Origin of the sequence: Streptomyces sp. Z26 (genome assembly GCF_003665095.1) — a bacterium.
Classification (GTDB): Bacteria; Actinomycetota; Actinomycetes; order Streptomycetales; family Streptomycetaceae; genus Streptomyces; species Streptomyces phytohabitans.
The window spans coordinates 4,311,462-4,327,507 of record NZ_RCHV01000002.1 but is presented as its reverse complement, the minus strand read 5'-3'; the positions used below and the strand labels follow the sequence as shown (position 1 = coordinate 4,327,507).

The window sequence follows — 16,046 nt, the reverse complement described above, 5'->3', positions numbered from 1 at the left end:
CCGTTTGGGGAAATCCCCACACACGTCGCCCGTGGACGTACGGAACGACCCGCCGTACGGCACGCGCGCCCCGCGCCGCCGCTCCGCACGCCCGCCCGGGGCGTGGAACGACGCGGGCCCGGTGCGCCCGCCTGTCGAGGGCGGGGCTCCGGGCCGGTACGCGAGCGGAGGAGGCTACTTGGCGTCCTTCACGAAGTCGGGGAGCACCCGGGGCGGCCAGCTGCCGACGGTGAGCATCCCCATCGAGTGGGCGCGGGCGACGAGCGCGGCGCGGTTCGGCACCTTCATGCGGCGGAGCATCAGGCCCACGTGGTACTCGACGCCCTGGCGGCTCAGGTAGAGCCGGGCGGCGAGCTGCACCGTGGACGAGCCGCTGGCGACGCCCTCCAGTATCCGGGCGTCGAGGTGCGAGAAGACGGCCTTGTTGCGGCGGGCCGCGGCGGCGGTCTCGGGGACGTCCACCGGGCCGTCGTCCGGGCGGAGGATCATCACGCAGGAGAGGGAGTTGCCCACGCTCTGCACGGCGACGCCGGTCATCTCGGCGGAGAACACCTTGTCACCCTCGCGCAGGCCCACGACGCGCTCGGCGAAGTGCGTACGGCGTCCGTCCGCGAGGCGCGCGAAGTGCCGGTCGAGCATCTGCGGGGCGCTGGGGTGCAGCAGCTCGTAGAGGTTGCGGCCGAAGATCTCGGCGGAGGTGGCGCCGAACTGCCGGAGGAAGGCGGCGTCGGCGGCGACCACGGTGAGGGAGGAGTCGAGGCTCGCCATGCAGGTCCGCTGTTGCCCGTTCGGGCGTCGGACCTCGGGGGCCGGTTCTTTGGTTCGCTGAGGAGTCAAGGGGATCAGTGCCTTTCTCTCTCAACACACGGGAATCGTCCCCCGAATCCCATGTGTTCGCACCGTCTCCCTCCGTTACCGAAGGGGTCATCGGTTATCACGATCGGCCCACTTGGTCGCAGCCTTTACACGCGGTCCGCGAAGTCCCGGAATGCTTTCCCCGGTCTTCCTTTCCGCACGGAAAGACGATGGAAGGGCGCCACCTGGGCCGAGGTGGGGGGTGCCCAGAATTTACAACTCGTCAATAGGTGCGAAGCCACAGCACCGTCACTCTCGTTTAATTACTGCGTTACCCCCGAGTAGCAGAAATGACTGCCGCGTGGGGCGCTCACCACCGAGCGCCGTGACCTGTTCGTCACCGGAACCGATAACCACGCCTCCGACCCCACGGCCCGTTTCCGCGCCGGGAGCGCCGTTTCCTGCCCGCGCCGCGGTCGGGACGACCGCCACGGGGGCGGGTCGCGGAGCGCGCGCGAGAGGTGCGGAGAGCGGGGAACGGGAGTGCGTACGGCCTCGACCAGCGCGTTTCGCTACTGGGGAGTACGTGGAACCGTCGACCGGACGGCACGAAGAGAAGACCCCGAGGTGTGACACTCCGACGATCCGGAGTTGCTCGTTCCGGCTCATCAACCTCCCCCTCCGGTTGCCGTGAACAGCCGTCGTGGGAAACCTGTCACAAGTCACAGATGATAGTCAAGTCAGAGCAGTCACAGCTTGACAATACCCTCCCCTGAACTGGGAATTCACCAGTCAAGTTGAGTTATCAAATTACCCGGGAGGGTGACGCGGGGGGTATCGGTCATGTCCACGACGAGAAGTCTATGCGTACGCTTTTCTGCGGCGACTCCGGTCAGTAGTCCGACCATTACTCTGGAGGAGGAGCCGGGGCCGCTCAGTTCGGCAGGATCGCGGTGCCGCCGGAAGCCTCGAAGCCGCTGATGGCGAGCGCGCGGTAAGCGGCGTACGAAGCGGCGGGGTCGGCGCTGTCGACCCACGGAACGGCGCCCACGAAACCGTCCACCACCTGTAGCGCGTCCATCGCCTCGGCGTATCGCTCGGCCCGTACGAGGAACCAGACGAGCAGGTGCAGCACGTGCGGCCTGACCGGATGGTCACCCTCGACCTGGTCCACGGCGAACTCCGCGGCCTCGATCGCCGTCTCGATCTCCGCGCTCTGGTAGAGGCCGCGCACCACGTTCACCTCGGGCAGGTGCTCCAGCACCGCGAACAGCGGCAGCGCGGCCAGCAGCGTGCCCTCCGGGGACGCCGCCGCGGCCGTGCGCGCGAACGTGTCCGCGTCCTCCTTGGAGCCGCTCCACCGCTCCGACCAGTACGGCAGCGCGACCAGATGGGCGCCCATGTGGTGCGGTGCCCGCCGCGTCACCTCGGACCACAGCTCCTCGAAGTCCGCCCTGCGGTAGCTGAGCACGCGGGCGACGTGCAGCTCCGTCACGTACGGCGTGGGGTCGGCGGGCGCCAGCCCGGCGGCGGTACGGCAGACCGTACGGGCCTCCTCGAGGATGATCCGGTGGTCGGCGGAGCCGGTGTCGGCCATCGCCTGCCAGACCAGGAACTGCGCGTACACCTGCGCGCCCCCCGGGTCCGACGCCCGCTCGGACCGCCAGGCCCGCAGCCACCGCGCGTCCCGTACGACGTCCCCCTTCGTGAACGAGACGCCCGCCCCGTCACCCTCTTTCCGCGCACCGTCCGCGCCGGACCCGCCCTCCGCGCGCGCGGAGTCGCCTTCCGCGTCCCGCGCCCGCGACTCCGTCAACTCCAGGGCGGCGGCGCCCGCGATCGACAGCACGCGCTGCCAGCGCAGCTCCCACTCGTCACCCGTGAGGGCGAGGAGTTGCGCGACGGGCTCCCACGTCTGCGTACGCTGCGTCTCCTCCAACGCCTCGACCAGCGCCGGGTCGGGGCCCGGCAGCCGTACGTCGAGCTGCCCCACCGGCACGAAGCCGTACCCGGCGGACGGCGAGGCCGCCTTCGCCAGTCCTTGCACGCCCTGCTGCGCCAGCCGCCGCCTGCGCAGCGCGGGTGCCACGAGAACGCCGAAGACGGCGGTGAGGGCGATCAGCAGGAGAAGGGCTTCCATCGCGGCGAACTCTCCGGGAACAGGGGGAAGGTGGGGCACTCGACTCCACCGTACGGCCCATTACGGTGGCCGCATGAACGAGCACAACTTCCCGCAGAGCTTCGAGACCCGCGCCATTCACGCCGGGCAGCCCGCCGACCCCGCCACCGGCGCGGTGGTGACACCGATCTACCAGGTGTCCACGTACAAGCAGGACGGTGTCGGCGGCCTCCGCGGCGGCTACGAGTACAGCCGCTCGGGCAACCCCACCCGCACCGCCCTGGAGGAGAACCTCGCCGCGCTGGAGGGCGGGCGCCGCGGCCTGGCGTTCGCGTCCGGGCTGGCCGCCGAGGACTGCCTGCTGCGCACCCTGCTGCGCCCCGGCGACCACGTGGTGATCCCGAACGACGCGTACGGCGGCACGTTCCGCCTGTTCGCGCGGGTCGTCGAGCAGTGGGGCGTGGAGTGGTCCGTCGCGGACACCTCCGACCCGGCGGCGGTACGGGCGGCGCTGCGCGACCGTACGCGCGCGATCTGGGTGGAGACCCCGTCGAATCCGCTGCTCGGCGTGACGGACATCGCGGCGCTCGCGGACATCGCCCGTACGGCCGGGGTGCGGCTCGTCGTCGACAACACCTTCGCCAGCCCCTACCTCCAGCAGCCCCTGGCGCTGGGCGCGGACGTCGTCGTGCACTCCACGACGAAGTACATGGGCGGCCACTCGGACGTGGTCGGCGGCGCGCTCGTGACCGCCGAGGCGGAGCTGGGCGAGCAACTCGCCTTCCACCAGAACGCGATGGGCGCCGTGGCCGGGCCGTTCGACTGCTGGCTGGTGATGCGCGGCATCAAGACGCTCGCCGTCCGCATGGACCGGCACAGCGAGAACGCCACCCGTGTCGTCGACCTGCTCACCGGCCACCCCTCGGTCACCCAGGTCTACTACCCGGGCCTGCCCACGCACCCCGGGCACGAGGTGGCGGCGAAGCAGATGCGGGCGTTCGGCGGGATGGTGTCGTTCCGCGTCGAGGGCGGCGAGGAGGCGGCCGTACGGGTCTGCAACCGCGCGCGCCTGTTCACGCTGGGCGAGTCGCTGGGCGGCGTCGAGTCGCTGATCGAGCACCCGGGGCTGATGACGCACGCGTCGGTGAACGGCTCCGCGCTGGAGGTACCGGCCGACCTCGTCCGTCTCTCCGTCGGCATCGAGGCCGCGGACGACCTGCTCACGGACCTCACGGAGGCCCTGGGCTGACCCCGCGCACGGCACGGGGCGTCGCCCGCGGCGCCCCGGCGGGACGCAGACCCTAGGTCTTGACCCAGAAGGGCGGGGAGTGCGTCCCGCGCCGGTGGACCGGCGCCGCGGACCGGCCGTACGGTACCGACGCGTCCCGTACGGCTCCGTACGGGAGCCCGCGAACGGGGTTCCCGCGCCAGCCGGGGCCCGCGTACCGGAGTCCGCGCCGCCGAGAGGGAGTCAGGTCCATGCGCACGCGCACCCAGGTGGGGATCGTCGGAGCCGGCCCGGCCGGGCTGCTGCTCGCGCAGCTGCTGCACCGGCAGGGCATCGACACCGTGGTCCTGGAGCGGCAGGACGAGGCGTACGTACGGGCGCGGGTGCGGGCGGGCGTGCTGGAACCCGGCACCGTGCGCGCGTTGTGCGACGTCGGCGCGGGCGAACGGATGCTGCGCCAGGGCCTCGTGCACGGCGGATTCGAGCTGAGGTTCGCGGGGCGGGGTCACCGGATCGCGATGGACGAGCTGACCGGCGAGTCCATCACCGTCTACGGGCAGCAGGAGGTCGTCGCCGACCTGATCGACGCCCGGCGCGCGGCGGGCGCGGACGTGGAGTTCGAGGCGACCGTGACCGAGGTCGCCGGTACGGACACGGCGACGCCCGTCATCCGCTACGAACAGCACGGCCGTACGCACGAGCTGCACTGCGACTGGATCGCCGGGTGCGACGGCTTCCACGGGGTGTGCAGACCGCCGGAGTCGCCCGCGTACCAGCGGGACTACCCCTTCGCCTGGCTCGGCATCCTGGCCTCGGTGCCGCCCTCCTCCGACGAGTTGATCTACGCACGGCACGACCGCGGATTCGCCATGCACAGCATGCGCTCGCCGTCCGTCAGCCGCTTCTACCTCCAGGTGCCGCCCGACACGGACCTCGCGGAGTGGCCGGACGAGCGCGTCTGGAAGGAGCTGCACCTGCGGCTCGCCACCGACGACGGCTGGCGGTTGGCGGAGGGCGAGGTGACGGAGCGGAGCGTCACCGGCATGCGCGGCTTCGTCAGCCGCACCATGCGGCACGGACGGCTGCTGCTGGCCGGGGACGCCGGGCACATCGTCCCGCCGACCGGCGCCAAGGGGCTCAACCTGGCCGTGTCCGACGCCCGTTTGCTGGGGGACGCGCTGATCCGCCGGTACGCGGACGGCGACGAGGGCCCCCTCGACGCGTACTCGGACACCTGCCTGCGGCGCGTGTGGCGCGCGCAGGACTTCTCGCAGTGGATGACGGGGCTGCTGCACCGTACGGAGGGCGCGGAGTTCGAGCAGCGGGCGCAGCTGGCGCAGCTCGCGTACGTCTGCCACTCGAAGGCGGCGTCCACGATGCTCGCGGAGAACTACGTGGGCGCGACCGGGATGTGACCACCGGCGGGCCGGGCGCCGGGCGTACGCGGGCGGGTCGTACGGGTGTGGGGCGTGCGCGGGCCGCGCGGCGTCAGGTGTGGGGGCACGCCGTACGGGATGTCGTCCCGCGCCCGCAGGCAGGCGCGGGACCGGGGCGTCACGGCTGACGGGTGGCGTACACCATGTGGTAGCGGTACTCCTCCGGCATCTCCGCGCGCTCCTTGACCACGGAGAACCCCTTGTCCTCCAGCAGCGCGACGATCGTGTCGAGCCGCCCGTCCAGGTCCTGAACCTCGATGACGGTCTGGTCGACGCGGGCCCAGTCCTCGTCGTCCAGGCCGCGCATGACGTCGAGTTCGGCGCCCTCGACGTCGATCTTGAGCAGGTCGATCCGCTCCCCGGGCGCCCAGTCGGCGAGCACCGTGGACAGCCGCTCCACCTGGGCCTCGACCTCGATGCCCGTCATCACGCGGTCCACCTCGGCCTGGCCGATGTGCCCGACCGTCAGTTCCTGGCCGACCTTCTTCTGCTCCGGGTAGCGGGTCGAATTGCCCGGAATGACAGGGTAGAAGGTGAACTTCACCTGCTCACTCTTCTCCCCCAGGGCGAGGTTGCGGGCGTCGACACCCTCCACGCCGTGCGCCTCCAGGTTGCGCTGGAGAGCCTCGTAAATCGGCGGAATCGGCTCCATCGCGAGCACACGGGCGCCGGGGAACTGCTGCTTGACGAAGACGCTGAAGAGACCGGCATTCGCGCCGGCGTCCACGATCCGCGACGTGTCGGAGAGCTTGATCCCGTGGCGGAGATATGTACGGTCCTCGAAAATCTCGTGGTAGATGAAGGAGACCTCGGAGAACTGGCCATCCCCGGTCTGGGGCACGAAGAACGAAACGCCGTCCGCGACCTGTACGGACTTGATCTCAGTCATGATGCGCTGCTTCCCCTGCGTTGAAGTGGCACGGGTCATCGGCGCCCGCCGTGTCAGCGTGCACCACGCATTACCAGCAATCCCCTCGAATTCGCGGCGCCCGCGGCGTGCCCGAGCGCTGCCCGGAGGGCGGCCCGGCGCCGTGGAACGGGCAGTCGGCGGGCCCGGGGGTCCGACGCGCCCCGGCCCGCGCACCGGCTGACGGACGCCGGACACCCACCGGCCGTCACCAACCGTACGACGGCGAGGTGCGGTCCGGCCGCGCCACCCAGGGCTCCACGGACAGCGCCCACACGGCGAACACGACGACGGCGACGCACAGCAGCACCCAGAGGACGGCGCGCAGCGCGTGGCGGCGGCGCGACCGGCGCGCGCCCGCGGCGACGGCGCGCGCCGCCAGGTCGGTCGGCACCGGCGCGGGGTCCCGCTCCAGCATCCGCCGGACCTCCGCCTGCTTGCGGTCGGGGGCGCTCACGCCGCACCCGCCCGGGTCCCCGCGGCCGTACCCGTACGCGACGGCGACCGCCGTACGGGGGCCGCCGTCGGAGGGCGGCTGCGCAGGGTGGCGCAGGCGCCCACGCACAAGGCGCGGACGCGCTCGACCGGCAGTCCGAGCGCCGCCGCGACCTGCTCCTCGGCCACGCCCTCGTACAACCGCAGCACCAGCACCAGCCGTTCGCGCGGCGGCAGCCCGCCCAGCAGCCCGCCGCGCGGGGCCCGATGGCGCCACGCGCCGTGCGCGAAGGCGGCGGCCAACTCCTGCCGCGCGCACGCGTACGGGTCCTCGCCGCGCAGCCGGTCCCACGACGCGTACGTCCGGGCCAGCGCGGCGGTCAGCAGCCGCTCGGCGGCCGGTGCGGCGCCGGGGCGCTCGCCGGTGAGCAGCGTGGCGGCGTGCAGCAGCCGTCCGCCCGCGCCCGCGACGAACGCCTCGAAGTCGCGGGCCCGGCGGGAGTCCTGTCGCGCCTGCCGCATTCGCACAGTACGTACCCCCACGTTCCATGGGACGGCACGCACAGTGATCAAATCAAGAGCCGGGAGTCACCGTCACCGCGTTCTGCGCGCCGTGGAGCGCCGAGTTGAAGCGGGTGAGCAGGGCGCAGAACACGTCGCGCTCCTCCTCGGACCACCCGTCCGTGAGCAGTTCCATCAGTTCGCGCCGCGAGGAACGCACCTGCTCCAGGCGCGCGGTGCCGCGCGGCGACAGCTGGAGGACGACGGCGCGGCCGTCCTCCGGGTGCGAAGTGCGCTTCACCAGGCCGGAGTCCACGAGGGGCGCCACCTGCCGGGTGACGGTGGAGGAGTCGATGCCCATTCCGGCGGCCAGGGCCTTGACCCCCATGGGGCCTTCCAGGTCGAGGCGGTTGAGCAGCAGGTACGCGGCACGGTCCATGGAGTTGCGGGCCTGTCCGACGCCGCCGAGCCGGGTCTGCTCCGCCCGCCGGGCGAAGACGGCGACCTGGTGCTGGAGCGCGTCGAGTACGGGCGGTTCGGGCGGTTCGGGCAGCTCCGCGTCGGGGACGGCGGAGTCGTCGTCGGGGAGTTCTGTCGTCATGTCCGGGTGCGTGGGCATGGCCGGGATGCTCGCTTCTTTGGAAGTTCAAATACGTACGACCGAAAGTGTGGGGCACAGGGTACGCGCACCGGCAGCCCCGGCGTAGCGCCCTTCGCGAACCCGGACCGCGCACGGGAACACCCCCTGTTCCGGGGGCGGACCCCGGCCCCGGAGCGGTTTTCCGCCTCCGCGCGCGCGGACGACGGAAGTGGGCGGTGGGAGGCGTACGGGCTCCGCGCGCACGGGCGACGGAGACCGACGGGGGACGCGTACACCCCGGTACGGAAGCGGTGCGTACGCGGGCGCACGCGCTGCGCGACCACGCGGGGAGCGCGTGCCATCGGAGGCACCCTCGCGATACGCGCCGGCCGGAACGGTACGCCACACTGGCGGCATGGTTGACAGCACCGGCGGGGACCTCGGCACCGCCCTCGCCGTATCCGTGGACGACGTGCGCACCGCGCAGAAGACGCTCTCCGGCGTCGCCCGCGCGACCGCCCTGGAGGGCAGCCGCCACCTGAGCGCACTGGTCGGCTCCCCCGTACACCTCAAGTGCGAGAACCTCCAGCGCACCGGCTCGTTCAAGCTGCGCGGCGCGTACGTGCGCATCGCCGCCCTCTCCGCAGACGAACGCGCGCGCGGCGTCGTCGCGGCGAGCGCGGGGAACCACGCGCAGGGCGTCGCCCTAGCCGCGTCCCTGCTCGGCGTCGCCTCGACGGTCTTCATGCCCGTCGGCGCACCCCTGCCGAAGGTCGCCGCCACCCGCGACTACGGCGCACGGGTGCGCCTGCACGGACAGGTGGTGGACGAGACGCTGCGCGCCGCGCAGGAGTACGCGCGGGAGACGGGCGCCGTGTTCATCCACCCCTTCGACCACCCGGACGTGGTCGCGGGGCAGGGCACCGTCGGGCTGGAGATCCTGGAGCAGTGCCCGGAGGTGCGCACCATCGTCGTCGGCGTCGGGGGCGGCGGCCTGGCCGCCGGCATCGCGGCGGCGGTCAAGCAACTCCGGCCGGACGTGAGGGTCGTGGGCGTTCAGGCGGAGGGCGCCGCCGCGTACCCGCCCTCGCTGGCGGCGGGCGCCCCCGTGGTGCTGACCGCGCCGTCGACCATGGCCGACGGGATCAAGGTCGGACGTCCGGGGGACGTCCCTTTCGCCATCGTCAGCCGCCTGGTCGACGAGGTCCGCACCGTCTCCGAGGACGCGCTGTCCCGCGCGCTCCTGCTGTGCCTGGAACGGGCCAAGCTGGTCGTCGAACCGGCGGGCGCGAGCCCGGTGGCCGCGCTGCTGGAAGCACCCGACACGTTCGAGGGGCCGGTCGTCGCGGTGCTGTCCGGCGGGAACGTCGACCCCCTCGTGCTGCAACGCACCCTGCGCCACGGCATGGCCGCCGCCGGTCGCTACCTCTCCCTGCGGCTGCGGCTGACGGACCGGCCCGGCGCGCTGGCGGCCCTCCTGCGCGAACTGTCGGAGGCGGACGCGAACGTCCTGGACGTCAGCCACGTACGTACCGACTCCCGCCTCGGCGTGGAGGAGGCGGAGGTCGAACTGCGTCTGGAGACGAAGGGGCGGGAGCACTGCGCCGCCGTCGCGGACGCGCTGCGCGCCGCGGGCTACACCGTCCTGGGCTGACACCGGCCCTCCCCTCGCGCCACCCTGGCATCTCCCGCCCCACTCGCGACTGTCGCGAGTGGGGCGGTGGCGTTCTCCGGGACGGTCGCGACACGGCCGCGAGGCGCCTCTCCCCCTCAACTTACTGATAGTTCATGACAATTCAGCCGCGCCGCACACCCTGCCCGGGGACTCGTCCCCACGCTTGACGCGCTATATCGCGTCTGCCAGAGTGAGGGAGTCGCGGGGGTCACCGGCGACGCGGACCGCACATGCCGTACGGGCGCGCTGTCCGTAAAATCCCTTATCGGACCCACTCCATCCCACTCTGGGGGCCCCATGCCGAGCGCCATCTACGCCGAAGGTCTCGTCAAGACCTTCGGCGAGGTCAGGGCACTGGACGGCGTCGACCTCGACGTCCCCGAAGGCACCGTGCTCGGCCTGCTCGGACCGAACGGCGCGGGCAAGACGACCGCGGTCCGCGTCCTGACCACCCTGCTCCGACCCGACGGCGGCAGAGCGGTGGTGGCCGGTGTCGACGTCCTGAAGCATCCGAACGAGGTACGCCGCTCCATCGGCCTGTCCGGCCAGTTCGCCGCCGTCGACGAGTACCTGACCGGCAGGGAGAACCTGCGCATGGTCGGACGGCTCCACCAACTCTCCGCGCGCGACGCCAAGAAGCGCGCCGCCACCCTGCTGGAGCGCTTCCACCTCACGGACGCGGCCGACCGTACGGCGAAGACGTACTCCGGCGGGATGCGGCGCCGCCTCGACCTCGCCGCGGCACTGGTCGTGAGCCCTCCGGTGATGTTCATGGACGAGCCGACCACCGGCCTCGACCCGCGCAACCGGCAGGAACTGTGGTCCGTCATCGAGGAGTTGGTCGCCGGAGGCACCACACTGCTGCTCACCACGCAGTATCTGGAGGAGGCCGACCGGTTGGCCCACGACATCGCCGTGGTGGACCACGGCCGCGTCATCGCCCGCGGCACCTCCGACCAGCTGAAGGCGCGCACGGGCGGCGAACGGGTCGAGGTCGTCGTGCACGAGCGCGCGCTCCTCCCGACGGCCGAGGAGGTGTTGCGGGGCTTCGGCGAGGGCGGCGGCTCGCGGGTCGAGGAGCACACCCGGAGGATCACCGTTCCGGTGACCGGCGGCGCGAAGCTGCTCGCCGAGATCATCCGCGAACTCGACGCGCGGAGCGTGGAGATCGACGACATCGGCCTGCGCCGCCCCACGCTCGACGACGTGTTCCTCTCGTTGACGGGCCACGCGGCCGCGACGGAACGGGGCGCGGGTACGGGAGCGGGCGGCGGCGATCCGGGCACGGGGGCACGTACGGGTACGGGCGCGGAGTCACGTACGGGCACGGGAGCGCGTACGGGGACCGGCCCGGACACCGCCACCGGCTGGGACGTCGGCCCGGACGCCGACACGGGCACCCGCGCGCAGATCGGCGCGGACAGGACAGGAGCGGCGTCGTGACCACCGATGACGGCGCGGTGCTCGCACCAGCCACGCCACGGGCCAAGGGCGGCTTCGGCCAGGCCGTGTCCGACTCGCTGGTCATGGCCCAGCGCAACCTCATCCGGATGCTCCGCATCCCCGAGGTGGTGATCTTCGGCCTGATCCAACCGATCATGTTCGTGGTGCTGTTCAGCTACGTCTTCGGCGGCTCCATCGAACTGCCGGGAGCGGGCACGGACGCCGACGCCTACCGCGAGTTCCTGATGGGCGGCATCTTCGCGCAGACGGTCACCTTCGCCACGGCGGGCGCGGGCGCGGGCATCGCGGAGGACATGGACAAGGGCCTCATCGACCGCTTCCGCTCACTGCCGATGACGCGCGGCGCCGTACTCACCGGCCGCACCCTCGCCGACCTGGTGCAGACGGCGCTGACCCTCGTCGTCCTCGCACTCGTCGCGCTGCTGGTCGGCTGGCGCACGCACGAGAACCTTCTCAAGGTCCTCGGCGGCTTCGGCCTGCTGCTCCTGCTGGGGTACGCCTTCACCTGGATCGGCGCGCTCATCGGCCTGTCCGTCCGCTCGCCGGAGGCGGCCACCTCGGGCGGACTGGTCTGGCTGTTCCCGCTGACGTTCCTCTCCAACGCCTTCGTCCCCTCGCAGAACATGCCGTCCGCGCTCCGGCACGTCGCCGAGTGGAACCCGTTCAGCGCCACCGTGCAGGCGTCCCGCGAGCTGTTCGGCAACATACCGCCGGGCTACCCGACCGCGGACGCCTGGCCCATGCAGCACCCGGTGCTCGCCTCGCTGCTCTGGTCGATCGTGATCATCGCGGTGTTCCGCACCCTGGCGGTCCGCAGATACAAGTCGGCCACGGGGTGACGGCGTGGGGCCACGGGAACCCGCGCGGCGCGGCGGTCCACAGCGGGGCGCTCCACAGCGCGGCGCGGCACCCGCACCGGACGCGGAGGGGCCGGGCACGCCCCGCGCGCCCGGCCCCTCACCACCGCCTCATCCGCGGCGGCCGTCTCCGACGGTGCTCACCCCTGGTAGGGCTTGGCGTCCATGATCCGCACCGATGCCATCTTCCCGTTCGGCAGCTCGTACTCGGCGTCGGCGCCGACCTTCTTGCCGTTCACACCCGCGCCCAGCGGGGACTGCGGCGAGTACGTCTCGACGTCCGAGCTGGCGTACTCGCGCGAGGCCAGCAGGAAGGTCATGGTGTCGCTCTCGTCGCCGTCGAACGCGATGGTCACGACCATGCCGGGCGCGACCACGCCGGTGTCGGCGGGCGCCTCCCCCACCTTCGCGGACTCGAGCAGCTGCGTGAGCTGCCGCACGCGCAGCTCCTGCTTGCCCTGCTCCTCCTTGGCCGCGTGGTATCCGCCGTTCTCCCGGAGGTCGCCCTCCTCACGAGCCGCCTCGATCTTCTTGGCGATCTCGGTGCGTGCAGGACCCGACAGGTACTCCAGCTCGGCCTTGAGCTGGTCGTACGCCTCCTGGGTCAGCCAGGTGACGCTGTCGCTCGTCTGGGTCACAGGTCGCTCCTCGTCGGTGCTGGGATATAAGCAACGCCCTACCCAACAGGCTGCGCCTGGGTGGGCGGGCGGAAACTACGAGCCTAACAATTACGGCGGAAAAGGGAAGAAGGAGAAACAGAAAGTCAGCACGGAGACACTTCCCGTCATCGGACGCCCACGGAACGGACGTTGCGGACCCCGCGCGGGGAACCGCGCCTCAGTTCTCCCGTACCGACTCGCAGTTGACCAGCTCGACACTGGCGGCGAGCCCCGTCGTACGCATCGTGACCACGGTGTCGACGCGGCTCTCGTCGCCGTCGACCCGCACGTCCTTGCGCCCGACCTCGCCGTCCTCCTTGTCCATCGCCCGCAGCGTGCACACCCCGCGCACGTCCGAGTCCTTGCGGATCTCCAGATGCGCCTCGACCGAATCGTCCGAGACCACCTTGAACTTGATCAGTTCTCCGCTGACATCCGCACCCGAGACGTAGGAGAATCCGAACCAGCCGACCAGCGCCAGCGCCAGCACACCCAGCACGAGGCCGACGGTCCTCAGCGTGCGGTCCGCACGGGCGTCGGCGGAGCGGCCGTACCGACCCTCGGGCGGTGTCTGCTGCGCTGCAACCATGTCCTGAGCCTTCGGTCTGGGCGGGGGAATAGACCAGGGTGCTGGTGCGGTCACTATAGAAGCCGTCTGAAGTGACGAGATGACGAGGATCGGGTCTTGACTGAACAGCTGCGACTGATGGCCGTGCACGCGCACCCCGACGACGAGTCGAGCAAGGGTGCCGCGACCATGGCGAAGTACGTGTCCGAGGGGGTGGACGTGCTGGTCGCCACCTGCACGGGCGGCGAGCGTGGCTCCATCCTCAACCCCCGGCTCCAGGGCGACCCTTACATCGAGGAGCACATCCACGAGGTCCGCAAGAAGGAGATGGACGAGGCCCGGGAGATCCTCGGGGTGAAGCAGTCCTGGTTGGGCTTCGTCGACTCGGGCCTCCCCGAGGGCGACCCGCTGCCGCCGCTGCCGGAGGGCTGCTTCGCACTCCAGGACGTGGACGAGGCGGCGGGCGCGCTGGTGAAGCTGATCCGCGAGTTCAAGCCGCACGTGATCACCACGTACGACGAGAACGGCGGCTATCCGCACCCGGACCACATCATGACGTACAAGATCTCCGCGGTCGCCTTCGACGCCGCCGGCGACCCGGAGCGCTACCCCGACGCCGGTCCCGCCTGGCAGCCCCAGAAGCTGTACTTCAACCAGGGCTTCAACCGCCCCCGCACCATCGCCCTGCACGAGGGGCTGCTGGCCCGCGGCATGGAGTCGCCGTACGGGGAGTGGCTGGAGCGCTGGGAGAAGATGCGGGCGAAGGAGCGCACGCTCACCACGTTCGTGCCCTGCGCCGACTTCTTCGAGATCCGCGACAAGGCACTGATCGCGCACGCGACGCAGATCGACCCCGACGGCGGCTGGTTCCGCGTCCCGCTGGACGTCCAGCGGGAGATCTGGCCGACCGAGGAGTACGAGCTCGCGAAGTCCCTCGTCGACACCTCCCTCCCCGAGGACGACCTCTTCGCGGGCATCCGCGAGAATTGACGTATGAGTGCGACGCAGAGCAGCGCGGTCCTGCTTCTCCCCCTGGCGAAGGAGCTGGACGAGAACAAGGTGACGCCCGGTGTCCTCGGCTTCATCGTCTTCGCGGTCATCGGTCTCGCGGTGTGGATGCTGATGAAGTCGATGACGAAGGAGATGAAGAAGATCGACTTCGAGGAGACGCCGGAGGAGCCTCGCGGCGGGTCCAACGGGGACGCGGCGGCGGGCGACTCCGGCCGGGACGCGGCCGAGACCGCGGACGCGGAACGGGTGACGGCCGACAAGACCGAGCGCGCGGACTGACCACCCCGGCGGGACCGCGCACGGACCGGACCGCTCCGGGCCGTTCCTGACCGTTCCCGGCTGTCCGCGACCGTTCCGGGGCGTTCGGGAACGTTCCCGCCGTTCCGCGGCGCGGCGGGGGAATTCGGGGCGCGGCACGCTCGTTGAACGGACGCTGCCCTTTCCGTACGCCCCACGGGAGCCACCATGATCTTCGGCCGCCACAAGTCCCACCTCCCGACGCCCGACGAGGCGCTGCCGGGCCGCCCGGCCCCGACGTACGCGGTCGAGGACCGGCACACGGTCCTGGGCAACGCGCTGCTCGGCCCGTACCCGGAGCACCTGGAGACGGCCGACTTCGGGCTGGGCTGCTTCTGGGGCGCCGAGCGCAAGTTCTGGCAGACGGAGGGCGTGTGGACGACCCTCGTGGGCTACCAGGGAGGCCACACAGAGCACCCCACGTACGAGGAGGTCTGCTCGGGCCTCACCGGTCACACCGAGGCGGTCCGTGTCGTCTTCGACCCGGCGAAGGTCTCGTACGAAGCGCTGCTGAAGCTGTTCTGGGAGTCGCACGACCCGACGCAGGGCTTCCGCCAGGGCAACGACGTGGGCACGCAGTACCGTTCGGCGGTCTACACCCACAGCCCGTCCCAGCAGTCGACGGCCGAGGCGTCCCGCGACGCGTACCAGAAGGTCCTCGCGAACTCGGGCTACGGCGAGATCACCACGGAGATCCTCCCGGCGGCGCCCCGGACCTTCTACCCGGCGGAGCCCTACCACCAGCAGTACCTGGACAAGAACCCCTCGGGCTACTGCGGCATCGGCGGCACGGGCGTGAGCTGCCCCGTGGGCGTGGCCCCGGCGGAGGGGTAGCACCGGCCCCGGCAGGTGACGGGTGCGTCACCCGTTCGGGCGGCGGACGGCTGATCCCACTCGGTACGCTGGCCGCAGGCAGCACACTCTCACCCATGGGAGAAGCCCTGACCTCCGCCGCCGGGCAGCCTCTCGTGCCCGAGCCGCCCGCCACCGTGTCCGGTCTGCGCCAGGCCTTGGCGCAGATCGCGCCCGCCTCGCTCCCGGCCTACACCCGCGAGCTCGACCAAGCGGCGGACCAGTCCCGGCAGGGAGCGGACCTCGCGCCGTTGCAGCGCTTCATCGCGCAGTGGGCCGTCTACGTCCACATCCAGCGACAGCCGGACCTCGCCGCAAGACTCCGGCACTGGGAGGAGTTGGCGGCGTCCGGCTACGCGTCGGAGGCGCGGAAGGCGGCGTCCGAGATCGGCCGCCTCCTCGACGAGGCCCACGCGGCGCTCGCGCTGACGCCGCGGTGAGCGGCGGCTGGCGCTGGGAGTACGACCCGGACCACGCCCACGTCGCCGGCGGGGTGCCGACGTACGTGGTGTCGGAGGTGGAACGTCTGACCTCGCAGCTCGTCGAACTGGCCGCGACGGGCGTGGATGTGAGCGACTTCGGCGACGCCCCCGGCCGGGCGGACTACGGCGCATGGACGCGGCGGGAGGATGGTTCTCCTTCCCGCGTGCGGGCCTGATCGT

The 16,046-nt window shown here is 71.6% G+C and carries 18 protein-coding genes; 10 read left to right on the top strand and 8 right to left on the bottom strand.

Going from position 1 to position 16,046, the window contains the following annotated elements; genetic code table 11:
- Positions 1-174: 174 nt before the first annotated feature.
- On the bottom strand, positions 175-768 hold the full coding sequence (locus D7M15_RS19270) for a LuxR C-terminal-related transcriptional regulator (protein ID WP_121518654.1): 594 nt from the start codon (positions 766-768) through the stop codon (positions 175-177).
- A gap of 961 nt (positions 769-1,729) precedes the next feature.
- Positions 1,730-2,935 (bottom strand): hypothetical protein, encoded by a 1,206-nt coding sequence (locus D7M15_RS19265; protein ID WP_121518653.1) that lies wholly within the window; start codon positions 2,933-2,935, stop codon positions 1,730-1,732.
- A 73-nt stretch (positions 2,936-3,008) separates the two neighbouring features.
- On the opposite strand from D7M15_RS19265, the gene D7M15_RS19260 reads away from it, so the two are divergent.
- Together D7M15_RS19260 and D7M15_RS19255 are read left to right on the top strand one after the other, a co-directional pair.
- Positions 3,009-4,163, top strand: a complete 1,155-nt coding sequence (locus D7M15_RS19260) for a cystathionine gamma-synthase (protein ID WP_121518652.1) — start codon at positions 3,009-3,011, stop codon at positions 4,161-4,163.
- Between the two features lie 230 nt (positions 4,164-4,393).
- Positions 4,394-5,557 (top strand): 4-hydroxybenzoate 3-monooxygenase, encoded by a 1,164-nt coding sequence (locus tag D7M15_RS19255; RefSeq protein ID WP_121518651.1) that lies wholly within the window; start codon positions 4,394-4,396, stop codon positions 5,555-5,557.
- Positions 5,558-5,696: 139 nt separating this feature from the next.
- On the opposite strand, the gene D7M15_RS19250 is transcribed toward D7M15_RS19255, so the two are convergent.
- From D7M15_RS19250 to D7M15_RS19235, 4 genes are all read right to left on the bottom strand, one after another.
- Positions 5,697-6,467, bottom strand: coding sequence for an FkbM family methyltransferase (locus D7M15_RS19250; protein WP_121518650.1), 771 nt, complete (start codon positions 6,465-6,467; stop codon positions 5,697-5,699).
- A 226-nt stretch (positions 6,468-6,693) separates the two neighbouring features.
- The gene (locus D7M15_RS19245; protein ID WP_121518649.1) at positions 6,694-6,942 is read right to left on the bottom strand and encodes a hypothetical protein; all 249 of its coding nucleotides are present in this window, start codon (positions 6,940-6,942) and stop codon (positions 6,694-6,696) included.
- The gene (locus D7M15_RS19240; protein ID WP_121518648.1) at positions 6,939-7,448 is read right to left on the bottom strand and encodes a sigma factor-like helix-turn-helix DNA-binding protein; all 510 of its coding nucleotides are present in this window, start codon (positions 7,446-7,448) and stop codon (positions 6,939-6,941) included. Before D7M15_RS19240 ends, D7M15_RS19245 begins: the two co-directional genes overlap by 4 nt.
- A gap of 46 nt (positions 7,449-7,494) precedes the next feature.
- The gene (locus tag D7M15_RS19235) at positions 7,495-8,040 is read right to left on the bottom strand and encodes a MarR family transcriptional regulator (RefSeq protein ID WP_206337389.1); all 546 of its coding nucleotides are present in this window, start codon (positions 8,038-8,040) and stop codon (positions 7,495-7,497) included.
- Between the two features lie 376 nt (positions 8,041-8,416).
- Between D7M15_RS19235 and ilvA the strand changes: the two genes are divergently transcribed.
- The 3 genes from ilvA (at position 8,417) to D7M15_RS19220 (ending at position 11,979) form a co-directional block, all read left to right on the top strand.
- Positions 8,417-9,655 (top strand): threonine ammonia-lyase, encoded by a 1,239-nt coding sequence (ilvA, locus tag D7M15_RS19230; protein WP_121518647.1) that lies wholly within the window; start codon positions 8,417-8,419, stop codon positions 9,653-9,655.
- Positions 9,656-9,973: 318 nt separating this feature from the next.
- Positions 9,974-11,119: an ATP-binding cassette domain-containing protein gene (locus tag D7M15_RS19225; protein ID WP_165906291.1), complete on the top strand. Its 1,146-nt coding sequence runs from the start codon at positions 9,974-9,976 to the stop codon at positions 11,117-11,119.
- A gap of 17 nt (positions 11,120-11,136) precedes the next feature.
- Complete coding sequence (locus D7M15_RS19220; protein WP_240649688.1) at positions 11,137-11,979, top strand: ABC transporter permease; 843 nt, start codon at positions 11,137-11,139, stop codon at positions 11,977-11,979.
- 158 nt (positions 11,980-12,137) lie between these two features.
- Here the strand turns inward: D7M15_RS19220 and greA are convergent, their stop codons facing one another.
- The gene (gene greA / locus D7M15_RS19215; RefSeq protein ID WP_121518646.1) at positions 12,138-12,635 is read right to left on the bottom strand and encodes a transcription elongation factor GreA; all 498 of its coding nucleotides are present in this window, start codon (positions 12,633-12,635) and stop codon (positions 12,138-12,140) included.
- Between the two features lie 199 nt (positions 12,636-12,834).
- On the bottom strand, positions 12,835-13,245 hold the full coding sequence (locus D7M15_RS19210; protein ID WP_121518645.1) for a DUF4307 domain-containing protein: 411 nt from the start codon (positions 13,243-13,245) through the stop codon (positions 12,835-12,837).
- Between the two features lie 96 nt (positions 13,246-13,341).
- Between D7M15_RS19210 and mca the strand changes: the two genes are divergently transcribed.
- The 5 genes from mca (at position 13,342) to D7M15_RS19185 (ending at position 16,042) form a co-directional block, all read left to right on the top strand.
- Positions 13,342-14,214 (top strand): mycothiol conjugate amidase Mca, encoded by an 873-nt coding sequence (gene mca / locus D7M15_RS19205; protein ID WP_121518644.1) that lies wholly within the window; start codon positions 13,342-13,344, stop codon positions 14,212-14,214.
- A gap of 3 nt (positions 14,215-14,217) precedes the next feature.
- Complete coding sequence (locus tag D7M15_RS29155; RefSeq protein WP_240649377.1) at positions 14,218-14,514, top strand: hypothetical protein; 297 nt, start codon at positions 14,218-14,220, stop codon at positions 14,512-14,514.
- A gap of 186 nt (positions 14,515-14,700) precedes the next feature.
- The gene (gene msrA, locus D7M15_RS19195; protein ID WP_121518643.1) at positions 14,701-15,366 is read left to right on the top strand and encodes a peptide-methionine (S)-S-oxide reductase MsrA; all 666 of its coding nucleotides are present in this window, start codon (positions 14,701-14,703) and stop codon (positions 15,364-15,366) included.
- A gap of 95 nt (positions 15,367-15,461) precedes the next feature.
- Positions 15,462-15,824, top strand: a complete 363-nt coding sequence (locus D7M15_RS19190) for a hypothetical protein (RefSeq protein ID WP_121518642.1) — start codon at positions 15,462-15,464, stop codon at positions 15,822-15,824.
- Entirely contained in the window at positions 15,821-16,042 is a 222-nt protein-coding gene (locus tag D7M15_RS19185; RefSeq protein WP_346428816.1) for a hypothetical protein, read from the top strand. Before D7M15_RS19190 ends, D7M15_RS19185 begins: the two co-directional genes overlap by 4 nt.
- Positions 16,043-16,046: the final 4 nt, after the last annotated feature.